Here is a 22,419-nt window from a genome sequence, read left to right as displayed (position 1 = left end):
GACGGGCGCTGCCGACGGGCCCCTTGCACGGGAGACGATCTACGCCGACGGTGTCGCCATGGTGCAGCTGCTCGGGCCGCAGGACCGCCTGCTGCGGATGCTCGAGAGGGAGCATCGCGATGTGCAGGTGCTCGTGCGCGGCAACGAGATCACGCTCAGCGGCGGCGCCGCGGAGGTCGCGAACGCGAAGAAGCTCGTCGACGAGCTGTTGGCCATGACGAAGGCGGGGCACGATCTGGCCCCCAGCGACGTGACGAATTCGGCGCGACTGCTGCGGCGCGACGGCGGACCACGACCGAGCGAGGTCCTCGGCGAGGCGATCCTGTCGACCAGGGGCCGCGTGATCCGCCCGAAGACCCTGGGGCAGAAGGAGTACGTCGACGCGATCGAGGAGAACACGATCGTCTTCGGCATCGGTCCTGCCGGTACCGGCAAGACCTACCTCGCGATGGCGAAGGCTGTGCAGGCGCTGCAGCGCAAAGAGGTCACGCGCATCATCCTGACCCGCCCTGCCGTCGAGGCGGGGGAGCGACTGGGCTTCCTCCCGGGCACGCTGACCGACAAGATCGACCCGTACCTGCGTCCGCTCTATGACGCGCTGAACGAGATGATGGATCCGGAGATCGTGCCGCGGCTGATGGCCTCGGGAACGATCGAGGTCGCCCCGCTCGCGTACATGCGAGGTCGCACACTGAACGATTCATTCGTGGTACTCGATGAGGCTCAGAACACCACCCCGGAGCAGATGAAGATGTTCCTGACCCGGCTGGGTTTCGGCACACGGATGGTGGTCACCGGTGATATCACGCAGGTCGATCTGCCGCAGGGGTCCTCGGGGCTGCGCCTCGTGACACGAGTGCTCGACGGTATCGACGACATCCATTTCTCCCGGCTCACGAGCGACGACGTCGTGCGCCACTCGCTCGTCGGACGCATCGTCGACGCCTACAGCGAGTATGACGAGAAGCGCACGGCGCAGAGGTTCGAGCGCGAACAGGCGGCGGAGTTCGCCAGCCGTGCCGAGCGTCGCGGCGCCCAGCGCCCAGGACCACGCGACCGGATGCCGAAACGAGGACTCTCATGATCGAGATCAACAACGAGTCGGCCATCGACGTCGACGAGACCGTGCTGCAGCGGCTGACCGACTACAACCTCGCGCAGCTGCATGTCAGCCCCGACGCTGAGGTCGCGATCGTGCTGGTCGATGAAGGCGCCATGGAAGCGCTCCATGTGCAGTGGATGGATGAGCCAGGGCCGACCGACGTGCTCAGCTTCCCGATGGACGAGCTGCGCCCTGGCACCGAGGACCGCCCGACGGCCCCGGGGCTGCTCGGCGACATCGTGCTGTGCCCTCAGGTCGCGGAGACGCAGGCCCAGGCGGCGAAGCACACGCTGATGGACGAGCTGATCCTGCTCACCACCCACGGGCTGCTGCATCTGCTCGGTTTCGATCACGCCGAGCCCGATGAGGAGCGCGAGATGTTCGGACTCCAGAAGCAGCTCATCGAAGGCTTCGCCGCGTCTGAACGTCGACGATGACAGCGGCGTTCCTCCTCGCGGGCGCCGTTCTGCTCGTCGCCTTCGGTGGTCTGATGGCCGCCATCGACGCGGCGTTCGGCGTCTCGTCACGATCCGACCTCGAGGAGATGGGCAGCGAGGGGCGCAATGCGCGTCAGCTGGCGCGCATCGCCGCCGATCCGGATGCCCACGTCAACGCCGTCGCGTTCATCCGTGTGCTGGCGGAGACCGCGGCTGCGGTGCTCGTGACCGTGGCATTCATGTTCCTGTTCGACAACATCTGGTGGGCGATGCTCGCCGCCGCTGTGCTGATGACCGGCATCAGCTTCGTGCTCGTGGGTGCCAGTCCTCGCACCTTCGGTCGTGACCACGCGGACGGGCTGTTGCGTGCGAACGCCCCCGTCGTCAGAGGGCTGCGGATCTTCCTCGGACCGATCGCGCAGGGCTTGGTCGCTCTCGGGAACCGGGTCACGCCCGGTGCTGGTCGCAGCTCGTTCAGCTCGGAGGAGCAGCTGCTCAGCATGGTCGATGAGGCGGCATCGAACGATCTCATCGAGGCGGATGACCGCGACCTGATCCACTCGGTGTTCGACTTCACCGACCAGTTCGTACGCGCAGTGATGGTTCCTCGCACCGAGATGGTGACGGTCGACGCCACCGCGTCGACGAGCGAGGCCATGGCGCTGTTCCTGAACCGCGGTGTCTCGCGCATGCCGGTCGTCGACGACGATGCCGACGATGTGGTCGGCGTGTTGTATCTCAAGGATCTGGTGCAGTTCGCGTTCCGCGATGAGAACGCGTGGCGGACGGCATCCATTCGGCCGATCTCCCGACCGGCGACTTTCGTCCCCGAGTCGATGCGCGCCGAGACGCTGCTGCAGCAGATGAAGCGCGATGCGGTGCATGTGTGCCTCGTGATCGACGAGCACGGAGGAATCTCTGGCCTGGTGACCCTCGAGGATCTGATCGAGGAACTCGTCGGAGAGATCTCGGACGAGTACGATCAGGTATCCGCTGAGTTCGTGGAGCTCGGTGACGGACGATATCGCGTGAGTGCCCGGCTCTCGCTGGAGGACGTCGGCGACCTCTTCGGACTCGAGCTCGAGGATGAAGACGTCGACTCGATCGGCGGACTGCTCGGCAAGGCCCTCGGTCAGGTTCCCCAGCCCGGCGCGACCGCGACGGTGCACGGTCTGGTGCTCACCGGGGGAGCCTCGCGCGGGCGCGGACGAGGAATTGCGACGGTGTTCGTCGAACGAGCAGCCGTCGATGCGGAATCGACAGAAGATGAAGGAGAGCGACACGATGACTGAGCAGACGCGAAGTGGGTTCGTGACCTTCGTCGGGCGCCCGAACGTGGGCAAGTCCACATTGACCAACGCACTGGTGGGCGAGAAGATCGCGATCACCAGCGAGAAGCCGCAGACGACGCGCCGCGCGATCCGCGGGATCGTGAACCGCCCGCAGGGGCAGCTCGTGATCGTCGACACCCCGGGGATCCACAAGCCCCGCACCTTGCTCGGCGAGCGTCTCAACGATCTCGTCGACCAGGTGCTCGGCGACGTCGACGTGATCGGGTTCTGCGTGCCGGCGACGGAGAAGGTCGGACCGGGAGACCGTCGTATCGCGGCATCGCTCGACGGGTATCCGCGCGCGAAGAAGGTCGCGATCGTCACCAAGACCGATGCGGCCGGCCGAGACGACATCACCGAGCGGCTGCTCGAAGTCGATGCGCTCCGCGAGGACTGGGCGGCGGTCGTGCCGCTGTCGGCGCTCACCCGTGATCAGCTCGAAGTGCTCGCCGATGAGTTGCTGAGCCTGATGCCCAAGGGCCCGCCCCTGTACGAAGAGGGCATCACGACGGACGAGTCGCAGGAGGACCGGATAGCCGAGATGATCCGTGAGGCCGCACTCGAGGGTGTGCGCGACGAGCTGCCGCACTCGATCGCTGTGATCATCGACGAGGTCTCGCGGCGAGACGACAGCGAGCTCACCGATGTGCATGCGCAGATCGTGGTCGAGCGTGACAGCCAGAAGGCGATCATCATCGGCCACAAGGGCAAGCGGTTGCGCGACGTTGGTGCCCGTGCGCGCGGAGGGATCGAAGAGCTCCTCGGTACCCGGGTGTTCCTCGGTCTGCACGTGAAGGTCGCGAAGGAGTGGCAGCGCGACCCGAAGCAGTTGGGCAGGCTCGGATTCTGACATGAGCCCACGAGACGGATCGACGGCGGCGGGAAGGCCGCCTACCTCGAGCAGATGACCGGTCGCAGCGAAGACCCGAACTCGCTGCACGACGAGGTCTTCACACGAGTCTTCGACGCCCACTGGGCGGCGCTGCGGCATCACATCGAAGGTGTCGTCGAGGATGATGACGAGGTCACAGAGATCGTCTCCGCAGTGTTCCTGGAAGCATGGACGCACCTGGATGTCGCCAAACCGATGGGGCGCGTCCGGCTGCTCCGCATGGCAGATCGTGAACTGCGGGCACGCTCCGGCCGTGCGACCAGCAGGCGCGCCGTGCTCGACGCCGTGCATCATGGCATGGCCGGCACCGCCGAAGAGCCAGGCGCTGCGGATCGACCTGCCGAAGAGCTACCGGATCGGGACAGCGTCCTGCGCGCTTTGGGTGTCCTCACTGCGCGTCAACGGCGTATCATCATGCTGGCATACTGGGACGGGCTCACCGAGGGGGAGATCTCGGAGCTGATGCGGTACCCGCGCCGAGGTGTGCGGACGATGTTGCGCCGCGCAGAGAAGCGAATGCGGGACGCACTGGGCCTGGAGGGGGAGCGTGAGGGGTGAGAAGGCTGTGCTTGAACGTGCGTTGACCGAAGCCGATCCCGCACGCACTCCGCGGGATGCGGCCCCCGATGCCGGCGCCCTCGCGACCCGCGATCGTATCCTGCGCAAGGCCCGTCTCGCGCATCGCCCTCATTCGCGGGCCGTGGGCTGGGCCTCCGGCGCTGTGGCTGCGGGGGCCGCTGCCATCTTCACCGTCGCGATGCTCCTGCCGCAGGACACCGCCACCGCCGGATCTCCGACGCCGCTCACCTTCGTGGGGGCCAGCACGGTCGCCGAGATCGTGGACGCAGCGGAGGAGGATCTCCTCGCGGTCGAAGGTCCCGCGGTCCCTCTGCGCGCCGTGCACGCGGCGTCGTGGGGCTTCTCCGTCGATGTGGTCGATCAGAACACGCAGGTCGTTCCCCAGCTTTCCGAGCTCACCTGGAATCCGGACGGCTCCGGTCGGATGACGATCATCCGCGGTGTCCCTTATGACCCCGCGGATGCCGTTGCGAACAACAGCGCCGAGGTGAGCCGCAGCGACGATGTCCTGTCCGACGTCATCATGGCGCCCGGTGACTTCGAGCCGCCGTGGCCCGAGATCCCCGGTGATTCGCGCGAGGACGTCCTCGCCCTGCTCACGGCCTTCGGGATGCCGGCCCAGCCGACCGCTTTCGACATCGAGACCGCGTTCACTTCGACGTTCGATATGTGGACGCTCACCAACGCACAGCACCGAGAGATCCTCTCGCTTCTCGAAGAGACCGGGGAGGGTATGGCGCTCGGCGACTCGACCGACCGACTCGGACGCCCGGTCGCCGGCCTCCAGTTCCTCACGCCGGACAAGGGGGCCAAGGACGTGGTGCTCGTGTCGCTCGAGACCGGACGGATCGTCGGAGTGGAGCGGACCGCGATCAAAGCAGACGATGTCTTCCCGGTGGGAGCGATCATCTCCTACCGGATGTGGGACGTGGAAAGTGAAGTGACCCGATGAGGCGAACGTGCATGATGCTCACCGTGACACTCGCGGCGGTGTTCGCGATCGGTTCCGTGCCGGTGGCGGCCGCTGCGGCGGAACCGCTCATCGATCCGGCTCCCGAGATCGCCGAGATGCTCGATGTCGTGCCCGGCGGCATCTTGCTCGACAGTCATCACGCGGTGTGGCCGGAACTCGACATGGAGATGACCGTTCCGCGCTCATCAGGCGTGTCGGCGCGGGCCGTCGGTGCGTGTGCGACGGGCAAGATCTGTGCCTTCAACGCCCCGTTCGCCGACGGCAGCGCCCTCAGCTTCGGAACCTGCGGGGTGCACAGCATTCCCTCGAACTTCAGCGTGAAGTCTGTGGCGAACGCACGTTCGTCGGGGACGGCCCAGGCGCGCAACGGGACGACCGTGCTCAAGACGATCTCCGCGGGCACGTATCAGAACACCTCCGGTACCGTGACGAACATCCGCTGCACCCTCTGAGCGGCCGAACCGGAAGCGACTGAGGTCAGAATCCATCTGAGCGCCACGCCGAGATGGCGTGCGGGCTGACGTCAGAGAAGTGATCGTGGAGAACCTCGTGCCGGACAATTCTTCGCTGGGGGGCATGCTGCGCGCAGCGAGCCCCGCGCGTACCGCGGCTGATGCCAAGCCCGATGCCGCGGCGCTGGTCGCTCGCGATCGAATTCTGAACTCGGGTCAGCCGACGCACCGGCGGCACCGAACGGTCACCATCGGTTGGGCGTCCGGACTGGCACTGGCCACCGCATCCGCCCTCATTGCAGCGGTCCTGATCGTTCCGCAGACGACGGCACGCGCGGGAGCGCCTCTGTCGTCGGCGGCCCTGGCGCCGAGCGTCGCCGAGATCGTCGATGAGGCTCAGGCGGATCTTTCGATGTCCTCAGGCCCCGCCGCGCCGCAGCGCTTCGTGCGGACCGCGTCGTGGAACTTCTCGGTCGACGCGGGCACCGGTGAACTACGGGTCTTCACGCAGCTGTCGACCATCTCCTGGGAACCTGACGGATCCGGTCACGTGGTCCTCATGAACAGCCCGGAACGGGACCCGGCCGATGCCGAGTGGTACTCCCATGCGGAGATGCCGTTCTCGGGCGACGTCGAGGAGTTCCCGATGCTGCCTGGTGAGTTCGTCACTCCGGTGATGGATCCTCCGGCGGAGTCCCTGGCCGGGATGCAGGAGGCGCTCGTCGCTCTGGAGATGCCTGATGATCCCTCGGCGTTCGAGGTCGTGACCGCGGTCACGACGCTGCTCGGCCAGTGGACGCTCACGAATGCCCAGCATGCGGCGCTCCTGCGCATCATCGAGGACGCAGGCGGTGCAGAGGCCGTACCCGCGACGCACGACCGCCTGGGGCGAGCGGTCGACGGCCTGCGAGTGATGTCTCCCGATGGCGCGGTCAGCGACGTGGTGCTCGTCTCGGCCGACACCGGTCGCATCGTCGGTGTCGAACGGACGGTCGTGAAGGCGGACTCCCTGCTTCCTGCCGGCGCGATCCTCGGCTCTCAGCTCTGGGACGTCGAAGGACTGGTCGAATGAACGGCCGATCCGATGCGGGGCGCTCCCCGCGAGAAGCTGTCTTCAAGGAGATCTACGACACGCTCTGGGCGCCGTTGCAACGCCATGTCGAGTGCGTGGTGGATGACGACTCCGCGGTGGCGGAGATCGTGTCGGATGTGTTCCTCCTCGCCTGGCGGAAGCTCGATACTGCCAAGCCGCTCGGACTGATCTGGTTGATCAGGGCAGCCGACAACAAGATCAAGGATCGCGAACGCCGCAGTCGCGCGCGAGCCCGGGCCATGGACACGGTGCATACCGTGTATGCGGCACCGAGCGATGACGACATGCTCGACACACTCGCGGTGCGACACGCGGTCGAGGTGGCGTTGACGCAGCGGGAGCGGCGGATCGTGAAGCTCGCCTATTGGGATCAGCTCTCGGCGGGAGAGATCGCCGAGTTGCTCCGCTGCTCGCAGGCCTCCGTGTGGAAGACGCTGAGCAGGGCGCGGAAGAAGCTCGAGGTGGAGCTCGGGCTCGGCACCGGTGAAGCAGCGGCCGAGGCGCGACGGGCCGTGGAAGCCGCGCGTCCGGCGCCGCGGACGACCGGATGATGCCGAGTGTCGCCCCTGCCTTCTCCTCGTACGTCGACTCCTGTGAAGGGCACATTGCGCGAGAAGCGAATTCCTGACACACGAGTTTATCCATGCGTTTGACTTTGCATTGGAAGGGGCCGACGGCTTAGCGTTCTAGTGAGCCATCCGGACGCCGAGGAAACGATTGCCCTCGTCCTCGGCGACCGGGTGGATCGCAACTGGCCACGCAGGTTCTCCACCGGGGGTGAGGATCAGCGGGGCAGAGGCGAAGGCTTCACTCTCGAATCCGGGGGGCACCCGAGGGGAAGGCCCAGACGGTGGCATTCTGTCCGCGGCGGAATGCCACCGTCTTCTCGTTTCGCGCGATGATGGACGCACCGATCAACACCGGAGGTGAAACCATGGCACAGCACTGGATTGCCACGATGGCAGGTCCGCCGGAGGCCTGGTCCTTCGAGGAGTATGCCGTCGCTGCCCCCGCCGCGGGGGAAGTCACGATCCGCGTCCATGCGGCCGGCGTGAACCCGGCCGACGCCAAGCATGTGGCCGCCGCGCGGGCGGGCCTCGAGTTCCCCGTGCCGATCGGTTACGAGGTCTCGGGCGAGATCACGGCCATCGGGCCGAGCACGCGCATCGGCTCCGGCGCTGCGGCGATCGGTGACGCGGTCGTCGCCTTCCGCATCCACGGCGGGTACGCGACCGACATCACGGTTCCTGCCGTGAAGGTGTTCGCGAAACCCACGACTCTCACACATCCAGAGGCAGCGAACCTCTTGCTCGCCGGCACGACCGCGGCCGAGATGCTGTCCGTCGTCGGCGCGACGCCGGGGGAGACGATCCTGCTCCACGGCGCGTCGGGCGCGGTGGGCGTCAGTGTGCTGCAGCAGGCGCGCCTCCGCGGCGTCCGTGTGGTCGGTACGGTCAGCGAGGAGCGCTTCGACGAGGTTCGACGTTTCGGAGGTGTCCCCGTGCGCTACGGTGCCGGGCTGATCGACCGGGTGCGGGAGGCCGCCGGTGCCCCGATCGCAGCGGCCCTCGACGCTGCCGGCACCGACGAAGCCATCGACACATCGCTCCAGCTCGTCGCGGATCGAGGGCGCATCGCCACGATCGCCGCCTTCGGCCGTGCATCGGGCGTCGGCATCCTCGCGATCGCCGGCTCGATGCCCGCCAGCGCGAAGTTCCGCGACGAGGTGCGCGGCGAGTTGACGGCGCTCGCGCAGAACGGCGACATCGTCGTGCCCGTGGCGCGGACGTTTCCGCTGGAGCAGGCGCCCGAAGCCCACCGCTTCCTCGCGACCGGTCACCCCGGAGGCAAGATCGCGCTGATCCCGTAGGTCAGTCGATCTCGCGCAGCGCCGAGGTCACCACCACGACATCGTCGCCGAACTCGGCATCCGCGGCATCCTGGATCGTTCCGTCGTCCCAGACAACCTGCAACCACACGTAGCCGCGCTCTGTTGAGATGCTCAGCGCATCCTGTCCCAGACGTGCTGCGATCTCGTCCTGGATCGTCGTGAGCTCGGCCTCGGAGGTCGTGCCGTCGACACCACCGGTGGGGTCCTCCGGGCGGATCGGGTCGTAGAGGGCCAGCATGATGGGCGGATCGGTGGTGAGGTACCGCTCGCCATCGTATGTGCCGTAGACGGCATATGTGCCCCATGTGACATCGCCGCTGGTCTCGCTGCCGTCGACGCCGTCCCACGTCCAGTCGTCCAGTGGGATGCCGCTGCACTGCGGCGGATACGACTCCGCGACGGCGCCGAGGCAGAGCTGCACATCGCCGGCGACATCCATCACCGTGCCAGTCGCGATCACGCGGCCGTTCGGAAGGCCGGGCTTCGCCGACTCCAGGAGCTGATCGGACGAGACCGTCGTGCTGGTCGGTGCCGGGGAGCCCCCCGGCCCCGTTGCGCACGCGCTCAGCGCGAGAAGCCCGGCGAGGGATGCCGAGGCGAGGATCAGGCGACGCTGCGATGTACTCATGACTGAGAGTGTCGGGCTCGCGGTGATCGTCTCAACATCGTCGATTCGGTTTCGGCATCCCTGCTACCATGACCACATGCCTTTCGGCGGACTGCTTCTTCTTAGCTGCCGCGACGAGTCCTAAGCGCTAGGGCCTTCCTCGTCGCGGCGCTTGTGTTGGCCCGTTTACCCTGACGAAGAGAAGAAGCCCCATCATGCAGAACACTCAGCGCCCGTCCGCGATGCCGATCCACAAGTATCGGCCGTTCCACGAGCAGATCAACGTCCACCTGCCTGACCGCACGTGGCCCGATGCCCGCATCACCGAGGCACCCCGCTGGTGCGCGGTCGACCTCCGCGATGGCAACCAGGCTCTGATCGACCCGATGTCGCCCGAGCGCAAGCGTGTGATGTTCGAGTTGCTCGTCAGCATGGGCTACAAGGAGATCGAGGTCGGCTTCCCGTCGGCGAGCCAGACCGACTTCGACTTCGTGCGTCAGCTCATCGAAGAGAACCTGATCCCGGACGACGTCACCATCCAGGTGCTGACCCAGGCGCGCGAGCACCTCATCGCCCGCACCTACGAGTCGATCGCCGGTGCCAAGCAGGCCATCGTGCACCTGTACAACTCCACGAGCGTGCTGCAGCGCGAGGTCGTGTTCCGCACCGACAAGCAGGGCATCATCGACATCGCTCTCGAGGGCGCGCGGTTGTGCCGCCAGTTCGAGAAGACCATTCCCGACACGAAGGTCTACTACGAGTACTCGCCCGAGAGCTACACGGGCACCGAGCTCGAGTTCGCCGTCGACATCTGCAACCAGGTGATCGAGGTCTTCGAGCCCACCCCTGACCGCAAGGTCATCATCAACCTCCCGGCGACCGTCGAGATGGCGTCGCCGAACGTCTACGCCGACTCGATCGAGTGGATGAGCCGCCACCTCGCCCACCGCGAGAACGTCATCCTGTCGCTGCACCCGCACAACGACCGCGGCACCGCGATCGCCGCAGCCGAGCTCGGCTACATGGCCGGCGCTGACCGCATCGAGGGATGCCTGTTCGGCAACGGTGAGCGCACCGGCAACGTCGACATCGTCGCCCTGGGCATCAACCTGTTCACGCAGGGCATCGACCCGCAGATCGACTTCAGCGACATCGACCAGGTCAAGCGCACGGTCGAGTACTGCAACCAGCTGCCGGTGCCCGAGCGCAGCCCGTGGGCGGGCGACCTCGTCTTCACCGCGTTCAGCGGCTCGCACCAGGACGCGATCAAGAAGGGCTTCGAAGCCATGGCCGTGCGTGCCGAGGCCGAGGGCGTCACCGTCGATGACATCGAGTGGGCCGTGCCGTACCTGCCGGTCGATCCGAAGGACCTCGGCCGTTCCTACGAGGCCGTCATCCGTGTCAACTCGCAGTCCGGCAAGGGCGGCGTCGCCTACCTGCTCAAGGCGGACCACGCGATCGACCTGCCCCGCAAGCTGCAGATCGAGTTCTCGGGCGTCGTGCAGGCCAAGACGGACGCTGAGGGCGGCGAGGTCACGAGCGACCAGATCTGGTCGATCTTCAACGACGAGTACCTGCCCGCCGCTGACACCGCGGCCAAGTGGGGCCGCTTCGAGCTGCTCGCGACGCAGACCCGCAGCGACATGTCTGGCGAGGTCGTGCTGGATGTCGTGCTGCGCGACGACGATCAGCAGGTCTCCGTCTCCGGCAACGGCAACGGTCCGGTCGCGGCCTTCGTCGAGGTGTTGCGCGCACAGGGCTTCGACATCACGGTGTACGACTACGTCGAGCACGCTCTCAGCGCCGGCGGTGACGCGCAGGCCGCGGCCTACGTCGAACTGCAGGTCGGTGACCAGCGCCTGTGGGGCGTCGGCATCGACGGCGACATCTCGACCGCGTCGCTCAAGGCGATCGTTTCGGGAGTGAACCGCTCGATCCGCACCCGTCAGCAGGAGCTCGCGGCTGTCTGAAGCTCCCGGGCGGCTGAGCCTGTCGCAGCGTGGTTCGCCCGTTCGACAGGCTCAGCGCCCCAGACTCGGAAGGCTCTGGGACCCAGGGGCCCCGGACGCTCAGCGCCTAGATGTCGATGCCGGGCTTGACGATCGCGATCGCGCCGGTCTCGGCTGCGACCTTGCGGCGGTAGAGGCGGCGCTGTTCCGGCAGTGACACGTCGAAGCTGACAGCGAGCACGCGGATGACGGCGGTGACGACGATCCCGATGACAGCGGCCAGGGTGATCGGCATCGCCAGAGCGTTCGCGACAGCGATGAAGGCGCAGCCGGCACCCGCAGCCACGGCGTAGAGCGAGCCGACATGCATGATCGACGTCGGCAGGCCCATGAGCATGTCGCGCAGCACTCCGCCGCCGACCGCTGCGCACACGCCGATGAAGACGGCGGGGACCGGCGGGATGCCGAAGGCGATGGCCTTGCTGGTGCCGAAGGCGCCGAACATCCCGATCACCACGGCATCGAGAACGACGATGACGGTGTTCAGCCGATGGAAGAGCCCGGCCAGCAGCATGCCGAGCAGCGCGGCGCCCGTCGCCGTCAACAGGTACCAGTTGCTCTGCAGGGTCGCCGGCGTCTGACCGAGCAGGATGTCGCGGATCAGACCGCCGCCCATGCCGATCATGATGCCGATGATCGCCACGCCCAGCCAGTCCAGCCGTCGTTGGCCCTGGAATCCTGACGCGAACATCGCGCCCTGCACGCCACCGAGGCCGACGCCGAGCAGATCCGCCCAGAGCGGAATGGTGAAGAGCGGTTCGGTCACGCCTCTATTGTCGCGCACGGAGGATAATCGAACGGTGCCCACCTACCGAGACGAAGCGGTGATCCTGCGCACTCACAAGCTCGGTGAGGCGGATCGCATCGTCATCATGCTGTCTCGGCGTCACGGAAAGCTGCGTGCCGTCGCGAAGGGCGTGCGCCGCACGTCGTCGAAGTTCGGCTCCCGACTGGAACCCTTCATGGTCGCCGACGTGCAGCTGTACCAGGGACGCTCGCTCGACATCGTGCAGCAGGCGGAGTCCCTCGGCTCCTACGGCTCCGAGATCGCGGCGCACTACGAGCGCTACACCGCGGCGAATGCGATGGTGGAGACCGCCGATCGGCTCAGTGACTCCGAGGCGACCTCCGACCAGTACCTGCTGCTCGTCGGCGGGCTGCGGGCGCTCTCGCGCGGCGACCACGTGCCGCGCAGCATCCTCGACTCCTACCTCCTGCGGGTCATGGCGCTGTCAGGCTGGGCGCCGTCGCTCGAGGATTGCGCGCGCTGTGCCGCGCCGGGTCCGCACACGACCTTCGTCGCGCAGCTGGGTGGACTCATCTGCGGCGACTGCGCACCGGCCGGCAGCCCCCGGGTGGCGGAGAAGACCCTGTCGCTGCTCCGCTCGCTCATGCGGGGGGAGTGGGACGTCATCGATGCGGCACCGCACGCGGACACCGCCGCGGCATCGGGTCTGGTGGCCGCGTACGCTCAATGGCACCTGGAGCGCGGCATCCGCTCGCTCGCGCACGTATCGGACACCCCTCGAGAAGGAGCACGGTGAGCCCTAAGCCGTTCACGCACAAGGACGCCGTGGCGTACCGTCCCCTCGACTGGACAGGGATCTATCCGCCGGCGTTCCCCGCGGTGCCCGAGCACGTGGCGATCGTGATGGACGGCAATGGCCGATGGGCCAACCGGCGCGGGCTCAACCGCATCGAGGGGCACAAGGCGGGGGAGGAAGTGCTGCTCGATGTGGTCGCCGGCGCGATCCAGGCCGGAGTGAAGCACCTCTCCGTGTACGCCTTCTCGACCGAGAACTGGGCGCGCTCTCCCGAAGAGGTGCGGTTCCTCATGGGATACAACCGCGACGTGCTGCACCGTCGACGTGATCAGCTCAACGAGTGGGGCGTGCGTGTGCGCTGGGCCGGTCGCAAGCCGCGGCTCTGGGGCAGTGTGATCAAGGAGCTGCAGTATGCCGAGCAGCTCACGAGCGGCAACGACACCTTGACGCTCACGATGTGCGTCAACTACGGCGGTCGGATCGAGCTCGTGGATGCGATGCGGTCCATCGCTGCCGACGTCGCCGCGGGACGAGTGAAGCCGAACGCGATCAGTGAGAAGATGATCCGTCGGCATCTGTACGTGCCGGACATGCCGGATGTCGACCTGTTCCTACGGAGCTCGGGGGAGCAGCGCACCTCGAACTTCCTGCTGTGGGAGTCGGCGTATGCCGAGATGGTGTTCCTCGACACGCTCTGGCCGGACTTCTCTCGTGAGGAGCTGTGGCGGGCGATCGGGGTCTATCTCTCGCGCGACCGCCGCTTCGGCGGGGCGATCGATACGCCGGACGCGTCCGCCTGAGTCCGCAGCCAGCTTTCCGTCTCACGCGGATGGCGCAGGCGCACGATGGTGAGGTGCGGGAAGCGCTCACGCTTCACCGGCATCTGCTGCGCCCAGGAATACCGTGTCCTGGTCTGCCAGGCGAGGATGTTGTCGTCGGAATCACGCGACGAGAGCAGCTGTCGGAGCGGCTTCTCGACGTTCCCGTTGTACAGCTCCGTACGGCGGATGCTGCGGCTGAGCGTGCGACGAAGCAGACGACCGCGCACCACGGGCCACGGGTAGTCGAGCCAGATCGCGAGCTGCGCGCGCGGGGTCATGATCTCGTCGGTGCCCTTGCTCGTGTACTGCCACTCGGTGATCCAGCGGTCCTCGGCGGCGAAGGCGCGGACGTCGTCGAGGAACTCCGGTCGCGGTGTCCAGTCTGGACCGTGGAAGAGTCCGTCGATCTCGACGTGACGGAGCCCCCACATCGCGCCGAGGCGGCGGGCGAGCGTGGTCTTCCCCGAGCCGGTGACGCCGGCCACGAGCACGCGCTCCGGCGGAAAGGGGAGCGGATCACGTGCGGAGAGCATTCGAGAATCCTATCCATGAGCTGTCTTCTGGGCGCCCTTCGTCTCGCTGCGCTCGCTCAGGGTGCGGGGGCGAAGCAGACGGCGGAATAGCTCATAGGCGCATGGGGTTGGATGAAGATGTGAGCGAACCTATCTCCATCGACATCTGGTCCGACATCGCCTGCCCGTGGTGCTACATCGGCAAGCGCAACCTCGAAAAGGGCCTCGAAGCCGTCGCCGGCGACGACGACGCCCCGGAAGTGACGGTGACGTTCCACTCCTTCGAGCTTTCCCCCGACACACCCGTCGACTTCGACGGCGACGAGATCGACTTCCTCGCCGGGCACAAGGGCATGCCGCGCGACCAGGTCGAGCAGATGCTCTCGCATGTCACCGGAGTGGCCGAGAACGCGGGACTCGAGTACCGCTTCGACCTGCTGCAGCACACGAACACGGTCAAGGCGCACGAGCTCCTGCACTTCGCGAAGGCGGAGGGGCTGCAGCACGAGATGGAGGAGCGGCTGATGTCCGCCTACTTCACCGAGGGCAAGCACGTCGGCCGCATCGACGACCTCGTCGAGCTCGCTGCCGAGGTCGGCCTCGACGCCGACGCCGCACGCGAGGCTCTGGAATCCGCCCGTCACCTTCCGGACGTGCGCCAGGATCAGGACCAGGCCCGTGCCTACGGCATCCAGGGCGTGCCGTTCTTCGTGATCGACGGCCAGTACGGTATCAGCGGCGCGCAGCCGCCCGCTGCGTTCGAGAATGTGCTGCGCGACCTGTGGGCCAAGCGCGACGAGACCGCGGAGGAATCCGCCGCCGTCTGAGCAGGTACAGAAGCCCGTCCCGACTGTGCGCAGTCGGGACGGGCTTCGTGTGTCGAGCGCTGTTCAGCGGGTGAGCGCAGCTTCGATCGCGCCGACGATCTCGGGGTCGTTCGGCTTCTGCTTGGGACGGAAGCGGAGTACCTCGCCGTCGGGGAGGACCAGGAACTTCTCGAAGTTCCATTCCACTCGACCGGCCTTGCCGCCGGCATCCGGAGCCTCCTTGAGCGCCTTGTAGAGGTCTGAGGCGTTCTTGCCGTTGACCTTCACCTTGTCGTTGATGGGGAAGCTCACCCCATAGGTGGTCGAGCAGAACTCGAGGATCTGCTCGACGGACCCGGGCTCCTGGCCGAAGAACTGGTTGCACGGGAACCCGACGACCGAGAAGCCGCGGTCACCATACAGACGCTGAAGCTCCTCGAGCTGCTCGTACTGCGGGGTGAGCCCGCACTTCGAGGCGACGTTCACCACCAGGACGACATCGGCACCGAGATCATCCAGGGTCTTCTCGTTGCCCTGGGCGTCGGTGAACGGGATCGAACGGAGCGCGGAATCGGTCATACTTCACAGCTTAGGTCGATGGGGCACCAGGGGCTCCGCGTCTGGGAGAATAGAGGCGACATGACTCTCGCCACCGTTTCCCCGCGCACGCTTCGCATCGGTCCCATCGACCTCGACGTGCCGGTCGTCCTCGCGCCCATGGCGGGGATCACGAACACCGCCTTCCGTCGTCTGTGCCGCGAGTACGGTGCCGGCCTCTACGTCAGCGAGATGATCACCTCGCGCGCTCTCGTCGAGCGCAATGAGACGACCATGCGGCTGATCCGCCACCACGAGTCCGAGACGCCGCGTTCGATCCAGCTCTACGGCGTCGACCCGAAGACGATCGCGGACGCGGTGCGGATCATCGTGGCCGAGGATCACGCCGATCACATCGACCTCAACTTCGGGTGCCCGGTGCCGAAGGTCACCCGCAAGGGCGGGGGAGCGGCGCTTCCCTGGAAGAGCTCGCTGTTCGCCGACATCGTCACCCAGGCCGTGAAAGCGGCAGGCGACATCCCCCTCACGGTCAAGATGCGCAAGGGCATCGATCGTGACCACCTCACCTTCCTCGACGCGGGGCGTGCGGCCGAAGATGCCGGAGTGGCCGCCATCGCGCTGCATGCGCGCACGGCAGGTGAGTACTACTCCGGGCACGCCGACTGGAACGCGATCGGTGAGCTCAAGCAGGCTGTCACCAGCATCCCGGTGCTCGGCAACGGTGACATCTGGTCGGCGGCTGACGCCGTGCGCATGATGGAGCAGACCGACTGCGACGGTGTCGTCGTCGGGCGAGGATGCCTGGGTCGTCCCTGGCTCTTCGGCGAGCTGGCCACGGCGTTCGGAGGAGAGGGCAAGACGGTCGATGCGACACTCGGCTTCGTGGCCGACGCCTTCAAGCGGCATGCGGAACTGCTCGTCGAGTTCTTCGAGGACGAGGATCGCGGGTGCCGCGACATCCGCAAGCATGTGTCGTGGTACTTCAAGGGCTATCCGGTCGGCGGCGACATCCGCACCGGTCTCGCCACGTCGTCCAGCCTCGCCGAGATCGACGAGCTGCTCGCCCGTCTCGACCACTCCGCCCCCTATCCCGGCGCGGACGCCGAGGGGCAGCGCGGCCGCGCGGGGCACGCCAAGCGCACGGCTTTGCCGGACAAGTGGTTGGAGTCGCGCGAGATCGCGGCCTCGACCTCGGAGATGATGCGAGGAGCGGAGATCGAGAACAGTGGTGGTTGATGCTTCGACCGGCCGAGGCACTTCGCGTGCCGACGGCTACGACCCGCGCGACGCCGAGCGTTTCGTCGCGGAGACGCACCGCTCGGAGCGCAACGATTTCGCCCGTGATCGTGCGCGCGTGCTCCACTCGGCCGCGCTGCGCCGACTCGCCGCCAAGACGCAGGTTCTCAGTCCCGCCAGCACCGCCGATTTCGCCCGCAACCGGCTCACCCACTCGCTCGAGGTCGCGCAGGTCGGACGCGAGCTCGCCACCGCGCTCGGAGTCTCGGAGGACGTCGTCGACACCGCGTGCCTGAGCCACGATCTCGGCCACCCGCCGTTCGGCCACAACGGCGAGCGTGCGCTGAACGAATGGGCCGAGCACATCGGAGGGTTCGAGGGCAATGCGCAGTCGCTGCGCATCCTCACCCGGCTGGAGGCCAAGGTCCTCGACGCGGATGAGCGCTCCGTCGGACTCAACCTCACGCGCGCCAGTCTCGATGCCACCTGCAAGTACCCGTGGACCGTCGACAGTCCCGTCCCTGACCCGGGTGGGCGCCTGAAGTTCGGCGTCTACCCCGAGGATGAGGCCGTCTTCCGCTGGATGCGCGAGGGAGCCCCCGGGCGGCTGCGCTGCATCGAGGCCGAGATCATGGACCTCTCCGACGATATCGGCTACTCGGTCCACGACTTCGAAGATGCGATCGTGAACGGCTACGTCGACGTCTCGCAGCTCTCGGATCCCCGTGAGCACGATGCGCTCCTCGGCCGCATCCAGCAGTGGGTCGGCTACGACTTCACCCGAGATGAGCTGGCGGACGCGCTGTACCGCCTCGGCTCCCAGGCGATGTGGTTGACGTCCTTCGACCGCTCACGCCGCGATCTCGCGCGCCTGAAGAACCTCACCAGCGATCTGATCGGTCGCTTCGCGCGGGCGTCCGTCGCGGCGACGCGCGAGGCCTACGCCGGTCCTGCCCTCGTCCGCTACAACGCGCACGTGGTGGTGCCGCGCGTGATCGAAGTCGAGATCGCGGTGCTCAAGGGCATCATGGGCCAGGCGATCGTCACGATCGAGGCCCGGAAGGGCGTCTACAAGGAACAGCGCCGCGTGCTCAAGCGGCTCGCCGATGTGCTGTGGTCGACCGATGCGCTGTGGTCGGCCGGAGCCGATGTGCTCGAGCCCGCCTTCGCCGCCGACTTCATCGACGCGACCAGCGACGCCGAGCGCGCCCGCGTGATCGTCGACCAGATCGCGAGCCTCACGGATCAGAGTGCGATCGACTGGCACAACCGTCTCGTGGGAGAGATCGATCCGGCCGAGGTCGGCATCTGGACGCCGCGGCATGCCCGGCATCCGCGTCCGGGTGCACACGGGAGCGCCGAGAGGCAGGCCGTCGTCGAAGGGGTCGGCTGATGCCCCGTATCCGTCAGGCCGACGTCGATGAGGTCAAGGCGCGCACGAACATCGCGGACATCGTGGGAGAGCGTGTCGCGCTGAAGCCCGCGGGCGTCGGGTCGCTCAAGGGGCTGTGCCCGTTCCACGACGAGAAGAGCCCCAGCTTCCACGTGCGCCAGCAGGTGGGGTACTACCACTGCTTCGGCTGCGGCGAATCCGGCGACGTCTACTCGTTCCTGCGCGAGATGGACCACGTCAGCTTCACCGAGGCCGTCGAGCGGCTGGCCGGCCGTATCGGGTACACGCTGCACTACGAAGACGGTGGGGCCGCGCCGGAGACCAGCGGCCGCAGTCGGTTGTACGCCGCGAACACGGCGGCTGCGGAGTTCTTCCGCGCGCAGCTGCTCTCGCCGGATGCCGAGGCAGGGCGCCGCTTCCTGGGAGAGCGCGGCTTCGACGCGGGCGCGGCAGCCCACTTCGGCGTCGGCTTCGCGCCCCGCGGATGGGACGGGATGCTCAAGGCCCTCACCGCGCAGGGCTTCACGCGCGAGGAGCTCAGCACCGCCGGGCTCGTCTCCACCGGTCAGCGGGGCGTCTACGACCGCTTCCGTGGCCGGCTCGTCTGGCCGATCCGCGACGTGTCAGGCCAGACCATCGGATTCGGCGCGCGCAAGCTCTTCGACGACGACCCGGGACCGAAGTATCTGAACACCCCGGAGACCCCGATCTACAAGAAGGCCCAGGTGCTCTACGGACTGGACCTCGCGAAACGCGACATCGCCCGCGGGGACCCCCGTCGGGTCGTGGTGGTCGAGGGCTACACCGACGTGATGGCGTGCCACCTGGCCGGCCTCACGACCGCGGTCGCGACCTGCGGTACGGCGTTCGGAACCGAGCACATCAAGGTGCTGCGGCGCGTGATGGGCGACGACAACGCCTCCGGCGAGGTCGTGTTCACCTTCGACGGCGATGAAGCCGGGCAGAAGGCGGCGCTGCGGGCGTTCACCGAAGATGACCGCTTCAACGCGCAGACCTTCGTCGCCGTCGCCCCCGACGGCCTCGACCCGTGTGACCTGCGCCTGCAGCGCGGAGACGCGGCGGTGCGCGGCCTCATGGACACCAAGGTGCCGATGTTCGAGTTCGCGATGGACCGCAAGCTCGCCGGTTTCGACCTCTCGACTGTGGAGGGGCGCGTCGGCGCGCTGCGTGGAGCCGCGCCGATCGTCGCGGAGATCCGCGACCGACTGCTGCGTCCCGGGTACGAGCGCGTGCTCGCACGGCGCCTCGGCATGGACCCCACAGAGGTGCACAACGAGGTCGAGCGTTCCTCGCGCGGGGGAGCATCTGCGGCTCCCACGCACCGGGAGCAGCCGGTGCCGATCGATCCGGCGACCGGAGCGCCCGGTGTCGTCCCTGTCACACTGGCCAGTCTGCCCCGCTCGCCCGACGTCGCAGTGGAGCGTGACGCCCTGATGGGTGCTCTGCAGTACGGGCACCAGGTCGACCAGGCGCTGCTCAACAGGGCGCTCAGCACGCCGTTCCGCACGCCCGGACTCGATGCCGTGCGGGAAGCCGTGGCCGCCGCACCGGACCGCACCAGGGCCGGCTGGGTGACCGACGCTGTCAACAGCGTGCGCGAGCCCTACCGGTCGCTCGGCGGCGAGCTGCTGATGACCCCGTTCCCCGCCCGAGACGAGGAGCGGGCGGTCGCGACCGTCGCCGATCTCGCCCGGCGCCTCATCCTGCGCCAGCTCGAGCACGAGAAGCAGGAGATGCTCGGCGCTGTGCAGCGCGTGCCGGCCGATTCCGACGGCGGAAGGGCGCTGCGCATGCGGTTGCGCGACATCGACGTGGAGCGTCAGAGGTTCGCCGAGTCGTAACCCGGCTCGTCCCACGCAGCACGGCAGGATGGAGACATGTCTCGACGGCCGGAATCCCAGAATGCGATCGAGTGCTCCGATCTGGTCATCGACCGCATCGGACACGGATTGCCGACGCGCGCCGTCGACGGGGTGACGTTCACGCTGGCACCGGGGAACCTGATCTGCGTCGCCGGTCCCACCGGGTCGGGCAAGTCGACGCTGGTGGCGGCCTTGGCCGGGTCCACTGACCCGTCCGTGCGGGTGGTCGGCGGCAGTGCGCGCGTGTGCGGCGTGGATGTGCGTCGGCCGGGGCGCAAGCACCGCATCCTCACGTATCGCACCGGTTTCGTACCGCAGGGGGCGGGCGGCGATCTGCCGCCGCGGCTCACCGTGAACGAGGTCATCGCCGAGCCGATCCTCATGCGTGAGAAGCGCGTGAACTCGAAGGCGCTGTCGATCCGGGTCGCCACACTCCTCGACGAACTGCACCTTCCGCTCGGCACGGCGGCGAAGTTCCCCTATGAGCTCAGCGCCGGCATGCGGCAGCGGGTGGCGATCGCTCGCTCCTTCATCCTCGAACCTCAGGTGCTCATTGCCGACGAGCCTCTCGCGAATCTCGATCTCGAGGTGCGTCCTGTTGTTTTCGACGCCATCACGAGAAGGCGCAAGGAGCAGGGGATGGCGGCGCTGCTCGTCACCAACGACGCCGATTTCATCCGGGAGCTCAACGCCGAGACCCTCATGCTGCGCAGCGGTCATGTCGTCGCGCGCGGCGTCGGCAAGGACCTGCTCTGGGTGCCGAACGCCGAGGCGGATTCGCAGCACTGAACACGACACGCCCGAGGGACGCAGAAGCGTCCCTGGTGTCACGAGTAGCCCACGGAGTTTGCTAAGCTTGTCGAGTTGCCCGCGCAGCGGAGCACATTCCTCGGTAGCTCAATTGGCAGAGCAGCCGGCTGTTAACCGGCAGGTTCTTGGTTCGAGTCCAAGCCGGGGAGCCAATAAGGGCCCGGAACTCATCTGAGTTCCGGGCCCTTCCCTTTGCCCGGAATCGGTGCACGAAGAAGGCCCCGTCGAACGAACGACGGGGCCCCTTCTTCGCGAAGCGCTTCAGGTCAGCGTGCTGCGCCCTTGAGCGATCCGGTGATCGGACCGGCGGGGTCGAGGATCACGCACTGCACGACGCGGTCGTTCAGCTGCTCCCACGTGTCCTTGGTCGGGCTGATCGGGTACACCTGCAGTTCCGTCTCGTCCCAGGTGACGCCGACGAACTCGGTGAAAGCGTCTCCGACGCACTCCTGGCTCGCGGCGTCGATGTCCTCTTCGGAGAACTCGCCGTCCGGCATCGTGATCTCGTGGTAGACCTCTTCGTCGTGCATCTCAGAGCACGGCACGACGTCGGCGTCCTCGAGCAGGCCGCTCGGGCTCTCCAGCTTGCAGTCGCCCACCTTGAGGGCGAAGATGCCGATGTTCGCGCTCTCGGTGACCTGACCGGTCTCCTCGTCGCGGTCGGCGTCGGCCGTGCCGCCGCCGAGGATGCTGTTGATGGCGCTACAGCCGCTCAGGGCGACCGTGAGTGCGAGAGCCGATCCGGCCAGCACCAGTGCGCGTCGCTTGCGCAGTTTCATCATGATTGTTCCCCTCCAGAGTCCCGTCGCGGGCATAACAGGCACCCGCCTCGAAAACGCTAGCCGTCGAAGAGTCTGTGATGCAACTTGACAACTGCTGTGGTTCTGCTGGGAGCGGCGCGATGGTAGGGGGCGTGATGTCAGCCTTCGAGGTCGTCGATGCCGGGCATCCAGCTGGCGCCCGGGCGTCCCCATCCACGCTTGCGCGAGATCTTCTGAACGGTCTTCCAGTCGCCGTCCGAGAGACGGTCGACGTACAGGATCCCGTCGAGGTGGTCGAACTCATGCTGCATGATGCGCGCACGCCATCCGTCGACCTCGATCGAGACGGGGGCGCCGTCGAGATCTGTGGCGGTGACCCGCACGCGCTCGGACCGACGAAGCGGGAATCGCTCCCCGGGGAAGGACAGGCAGCCTTCGGATTCGAGATCGGGATCAGGATCGCCAGGCTCGAGCGGTGTCATCCACAGCTCCGGGTTGATGAGCACGCCGCGCCACGGCTGATCGTCGTCATCGACGTATGAGTAGGTGTAGATGCGGAGTGGCACGCCGACCTGCGGGGCAGCGAGACCGACGCCGGGGGCGGCGTCCATGGTCTCGAACATGTCGGCGACGAGTGTGCGGATCTCGTCGGTGATCTCGTCGACGCGGGAAGCGGGGGAGTGCAGGACGAGGTCGCCCATGATGCGAATCGGAAGTACAGCCACGTCA

At 67.2% G+C, this 22,419-nt stretch carries 24 protein-coding genes and 1 tRNA gene; 19 read left to right on the top strand and 6 right to left on the bottom strand.

All coding sequences use genetic code 11. The annotated features are described in order from the left end of the window. Window positions 1–58: 58 nt before the first annotated feature. From KZC51_RS12865 to KZC51_RS12820, 10 genes are all read left to right on the top strand, one after another. Window positions 59–1,084, top strand: coding sequence for a PhoH family protein (locus KZC51_RS12865; RefSeq protein ID WP_247630653.1), 1,026 nt, complete (start codon window positions 59–61; stop codon window positions 1,082–1,084). After that, on the top strand, window positions 1,081–1,539 hold the full coding sequence (gene ybeY, locus KZC51_RS12860) for an rRNA maturation RNase YbeY (protein ID WP_247630340.1): 459 nt from the start codon (window positions 1,081–1,083) through the stop codon (window positions 1,537–1,539). The genes KZC51_RS12865 and ybeY overlap by 4 nt, the downstream gene beginning before the upstream one ends. Further along, on the top strand, window positions 1,536–2,831 hold the full coding sequence (locus KZC51_RS12855) for a hemolysin family protein (protein ID WP_247630339.1): 1,296 nt from the start codon (window positions 1,536–1,538) through the stop codon (window positions 2,829–2,831). The genes ybeY and KZC51_RS12855 overlap by 4 nt, the downstream gene beginning before the upstream one ends. Next, window positions 2,824–3,720, top strand: coding sequence for a GTPase Era (gene era, locus KZC51_RS12850; protein ID WP_247630338.1), 897 nt, complete (start codon window positions 2,824–2,826; stop codon window positions 3,718–3,720). Before KZC51_RS12855 ends, era begins: the two co-directional genes overlap by 8 nt. A 54-nt stretch (window positions 3,721–3,774) precedes the next feature. Beyond that, window positions 3,775–4,320: an RNA polymerase sigma factor gene (locus tag KZC51_RS12845; RefSeq protein ID WP_247630337.1), complete on the top strand. Its 546-nt coding sequence runs from the start codon at window positions 3,775–3,777 to the stop codon at window positions 4,318–4,320. 22 nt (window positions 4,321–4,342) lie between these two features. Continuing rightward, window positions 4,343–5,293: a hypothetical protein gene (locus KZC51_RS12840; RefSeq protein WP_247630336.1), complete on the top strand. Its 951-nt coding sequence runs from the start codon at window positions 4,343–4,345 to the stop codon at window positions 5,291–5,293. A gap of 11 nt (window positions 5,294–5,304) precedes the next feature. Next, window positions 5,305–5,766 (top strand): hypothetical protein, encoded by a 462-nt coding sequence (locus tag KZC51_RS12835; RefSeq protein ID WP_247630335.1) that lies wholly within the window; start codon window positions 5,305–5,307, stop codon window positions 5,764–5,766. Window positions 5,767–5,863: 97 nt separating this feature from the next. Further along, a complete protein-coding gene (locus KZC51_RS12830; protein ID WP_247630334.1) occupies window positions 5,864–6,838 on the top strand; it encodes a hypothetical protein in 975 nt (324 codons plus the stop codon). Further along, window positions 6,835–7,410 carry an RNA polymerase sigma factor gene (locus tag KZC51_RS12825; RefSeq protein WP_247630333.1) on the top strand — a complete coding sequence of 192 codons (576 nt, stop codon included), beginning with the start codon at window positions 6,835–6,837 and terminating at the stop codon, window positions 7,408–7,410. The genes KZC51_RS12830 and KZC51_RS12825 overlap by 4 nt, the downstream gene beginning before the upstream one ends. 383 nt (window positions 7,411–7,793) lie before the next feature. Continuing rightward, window positions 7,794–8,729: a quinone oxidoreductase family protein gene (locus tag KZC51_RS12820; RefSeq protein ID WP_247630332.1), complete on the top strand. Its 936-nt coding sequence runs from the start codon at window positions 7,794–7,796 to the stop codon at window positions 8,727–8,729. 1 nt (window position 8,730) lies between these two features. Here the strand turns inward: KZC51_RS12820 and KZC51_RS12815 are convergent, their stop codons facing one another. Beyond that, entirely contained in the window at window positions 8,731–9,378 is a 648-nt protein-coding gene (locus KZC51_RS12815; protein WP_247630331.1) for a hypothetical protein, read from the bottom strand. A 194-nt stretch (window positions 9,379–9,572) separates the two neighbouring features. Here KZC51_RS12815 and leuA point away from each other — a divergent pair, with 194 nt between their 5' ends. Continuing rightward, the gene (gene leuA, locus KZC51_RS12810) at window positions 9,573–11,327 is read left to right on the top strand and encodes a 2-isopropylmalate synthase (RefSeq protein WP_247630330.1); all 1,755 of its coding nucleotides are present in this window, start codon (window positions 9,573–9,575) and stop codon (window positions 11,325–11,327) included. Between the two features lie 106 nt (window positions 11,328–11,433). Here leuA and KZC51_RS12805 read toward each other — a convergent pair whose 3' ends face one another. Then, entirely contained in the window at window positions 11,434–12,132 is a 699-nt protein-coding gene (locus KZC51_RS12805) for a trimeric intracellular cation channel family protein (RefSeq protein ID WP_247630329.1), read from the bottom strand. 34 nt (window positions 12,133–12,166) lie between these two features. Between KZC51_RS12805 and recO the strand changes: the two genes are divergently transcribed. Both recO and KZC51_RS12795 read left to right on the top strand, forming a co-directional pair. Continuing rightward, the gene (recO, locus tag KZC51_RS12800; protein WP_247630328.1) at window positions 12,167–12,910 is read left to right on the top strand and encodes a DNA repair protein RecO; all 744 of its coding nucleotides are present in this window, start codon (window positions 12,167–12,169) and stop codon (window positions 12,908–12,910) included. Continuing rightward, entirely contained in the window at window positions 12,907–13,710 is an 804-nt protein-coding gene (locus KZC51_RS12795; RefSeq protein ID WP_247630327.1) for an isoprenyl transferase, read from the top strand. The genes recO and KZC51_RS12795 overlap by 4 nt, the downstream gene beginning before the upstream one ends. Here the strand turns inward: KZC51_RS12795 and KZC51_RS12790 are convergent. Further along, window positions 13,650–14,264 carry a P-loop NTPase family protein gene (locus KZC51_RS12790; protein WP_247630326.1) on the bottom strand — a complete coding sequence of 205 codons (615 nt, stop codon included), beginning with the start codon at window positions 14,262–14,264 and terminating at the stop codon, window positions 13,650–13,652. The genes KZC51_RS12795 and KZC51_RS12790 overlap by 61 nt on opposite strands. Before the next feature lie 119 nt (window positions 14,265–14,383). On the opposite strand from KZC51_RS12790, the gene KZC51_RS12785 reads away from it, so the two are divergent. Further along, window positions 14,384–15,070 (top strand): DsbA family oxidoreductase, encoded by a 687-nt coding sequence (locus KZC51_RS12785; RefSeq protein ID WP_247630325.1) that lies wholly within the window; start codon window positions 14,384–14,386, stop codon window positions 15,068–15,070. Between the two features lie 63 nt (window positions 15,071–15,133). Here the strand turns inward: KZC51_RS12785 and KZC51_RS12780 are convergent, their stop codons facing one another. Next, complete coding sequence (locus KZC51_RS12780; protein ID WP_247630324.1) at window positions 15,134–15,628, bottom strand: glutathione peroxidase; 495 nt, start codon at window positions 15,626–15,628, stop codon at window positions 15,134–15,136. Window positions 15,629–15,688: 60 nt separating this feature from the next. Here KZC51_RS12780 and dusB point away from each other — a divergent pair, with 60 nt between their 5' ends. From dusB to KZC51_RS12755, 5 genes are all read left to right on the top strand, one after another. Continuing rightward, window positions 15,689–16,843, top strand: coding sequence for a tRNA dihydrouridine synthase DusB (dusB, locus tag KZC51_RS12775; protein WP_247630323.1), 1,155 nt, complete (start codon window positions 15,689–15,691; stop codon window positions 16,841–16,843). Next, window positions 16,833–18,236, top strand: a complete 1,404-nt coding sequence (locus KZC51_RS12770) for a deoxyguanosinetriphosphate triphosphohydrolase (RefSeq protein WP_372491782.1) — start codon at window positions 16,833–16,835, stop codon at window positions 18,234–18,236. The genes dusB and KZC51_RS12770 overlap by 11 nt, the downstream gene beginning before the upstream one ends. Then, the gene (gene dnaG / locus KZC51_RS12765) at window positions 18,236–20,098 is read left to right on the top strand and encodes a DNA primase (RefSeq protein WP_247630321.1); all 1,863 of its coding nucleotides are present in this window, start codon (window positions 18,236–18,238) and stop codon (window positions 20,096–20,098) included. The genes KZC51_RS12770 and dnaG overlap by 1 nt, the downstream gene beginning before the upstream one ends. Before the next feature lie 36 nt (window positions 20,099–20,134). Then, window positions 20,135–20,908: an ATP-binding cassette domain-containing protein gene (locus KZC51_RS12760; RefSeq protein WP_247630320.1), complete on the top strand. Its 774-nt coding sequence runs from the start codon at window positions 20,135–20,137 to the stop codon at window positions 20,906–20,908. A gap of 97 nt (window positions 20,909–21,005) precedes the next feature. Beyond that, window positions 21,006–21,081 (top strand) — tRNA-Asn (locus KZC51_RS12755). A 114-nt stretch (window positions 21,082–21,195) separates the two neighbouring features. On the opposite strand, the gene KZC51_RS12750 is transcribed toward KZC51_RS12755, so the two are convergent. Next, window positions 21,196–21,711 (bottom strand): septum formation family protein, encoded by a 516-nt coding sequence (locus tag KZC51_RS12750; protein ID WP_247630319.1) that lies wholly within the window; start codon window positions 21,709–21,711, stop codon window positions 21,196–21,198. A 137-nt stretch (window positions 21,712–21,848) separates the two neighbouring features. Next, window positions 21,849–22,415, bottom strand: coding sequence for a peptide deformylase (gene def / locus KZC51_RS12745; RefSeq protein ID WP_247630318.1), 567 nt, complete (start codon window positions 22,413–22,415; stop codon window positions 21,849–21,851). Window positions 22,416–22,419: the final 4 nt, after the last annotated feature.

The sequence above is a fragment of the Microbacterium croceum genome (genome assembly GCF_023091245.1).
Classification (GTDB): Bacteria; Actinomycetota; Actinomycetes; order Actinomycetales; family Microbacteriaceae; genus Microbacterium; species Microbacterium croceum.
The sequence above is the reverse complement of the archived record's forward strand: the minus strand, read 5'-3'. Positions and strand labels throughout refer to the sequence as shown.

Coding starts and splice junctions, on each gene's coding strand:
- KZC51_RS12865 (WP_247630653.1), top strand. CDS start 59: ATGGTGCAGCTGCTCGGGCCGCAGGACCGCCTGCTGCGGATGCTCGAG.
- ybeY (WP_247630340.1), top strand. CDS start 1,081: ATGATCGAGATCAACAACGAGTCGGCCATCGACGTCGACGAGACCGTG.
- KZC51_RS12855 (WP_247630339.1), top strand. CDS start 1,536: ATGACAGCGGCGTTCCTCCTCGCGGGCGCCGTTCTGCTCGTCGCCTTC.
- era (WP_247630338.1), top strand. CDS start 2,824: ATGACTGAGCAGACGCGAAGTGGGTTCGTGACCTTCGTCGGGCGCCCG.
- KZC51_RS12845 (WP_247630337.1), top strand. CDS start 3,775: ATGACCGGTCGCAGCGAAGACCCGAACTCGCTGCACGACGAGGTCTTC.
- KZC51_RS12835 (WP_247630335.1), top strand. CDS start 5,305: ATGATGCTCACCGTGACACTCGCGGCGGTGTTCGCGATCGGTTCCGTG.
- KZC51_RS12825 (WP_247630333.1), top strand. CDS start 6,835: ATGAACGGCCGATCCGATGCGGGGCGCTCCCCGCGAGAAGCTGTCTTC.
- KZC51_RS12820 (WP_247630332.1), top strand. CDS start 7,794: ATGGCACAGCACTGGATTGCCACGATGGCAGGTCCGCCGGAGGCCTGG.
- KZC51_RS12815 (WP_247630331.1), bottom strand. CDS start 9,378: ATGAGTACATCGCAGCGTCGCCTGATCCTCGCCTCGGCATCCCTCGCC.
- leuA (WP_247630330.1), top strand. CDS start 9,573: ATGCAGAACACTCAGCGCCCGTCCGCGATGCCGATCCACAAGTATCGG.
- KZC51_RS12790 (WP_247630326.1), bottom strand. CDS start 14,264: ATGCTCTCCGCACGTGATCCGCTCCCCTTTCCGCCGGAGCGCGTGCTC.
- KZC51_RS12780 (WP_247630324.1), bottom strand. CDS start 15,628: ATGACCGATTCCGCGCTCCGTTCGATCCCGTTCACCGACGCCCAGGGC.
- dusB (WP_247630323.1), top strand. CDS start 15,689: ATGACTCTCGCCACCGTTTCCCCGCGCACGCTTCGCATCGGTCCCATC.
- dnaG (WP_247630321.1), top strand. CDS start 18,236: ATGCCCCGTATCCGTCAGGCCGACGTCGATGAGGTCAAGGCGCGCACG.
- KZC51_RS12760 (WP_247630320.1), top strand. CDS start 20,135: ATGTCTCGACGGCCGGAATCCCAGAATGCGATCGAGTGCTCCGATCTG.
- KZC51_RS12750 (WP_247630319.1), bottom strand. CDS start 21,711: ATGATGAAACTGCGCAAGCGACGCGCACTGGTGCTGGCCGGATCGGCT.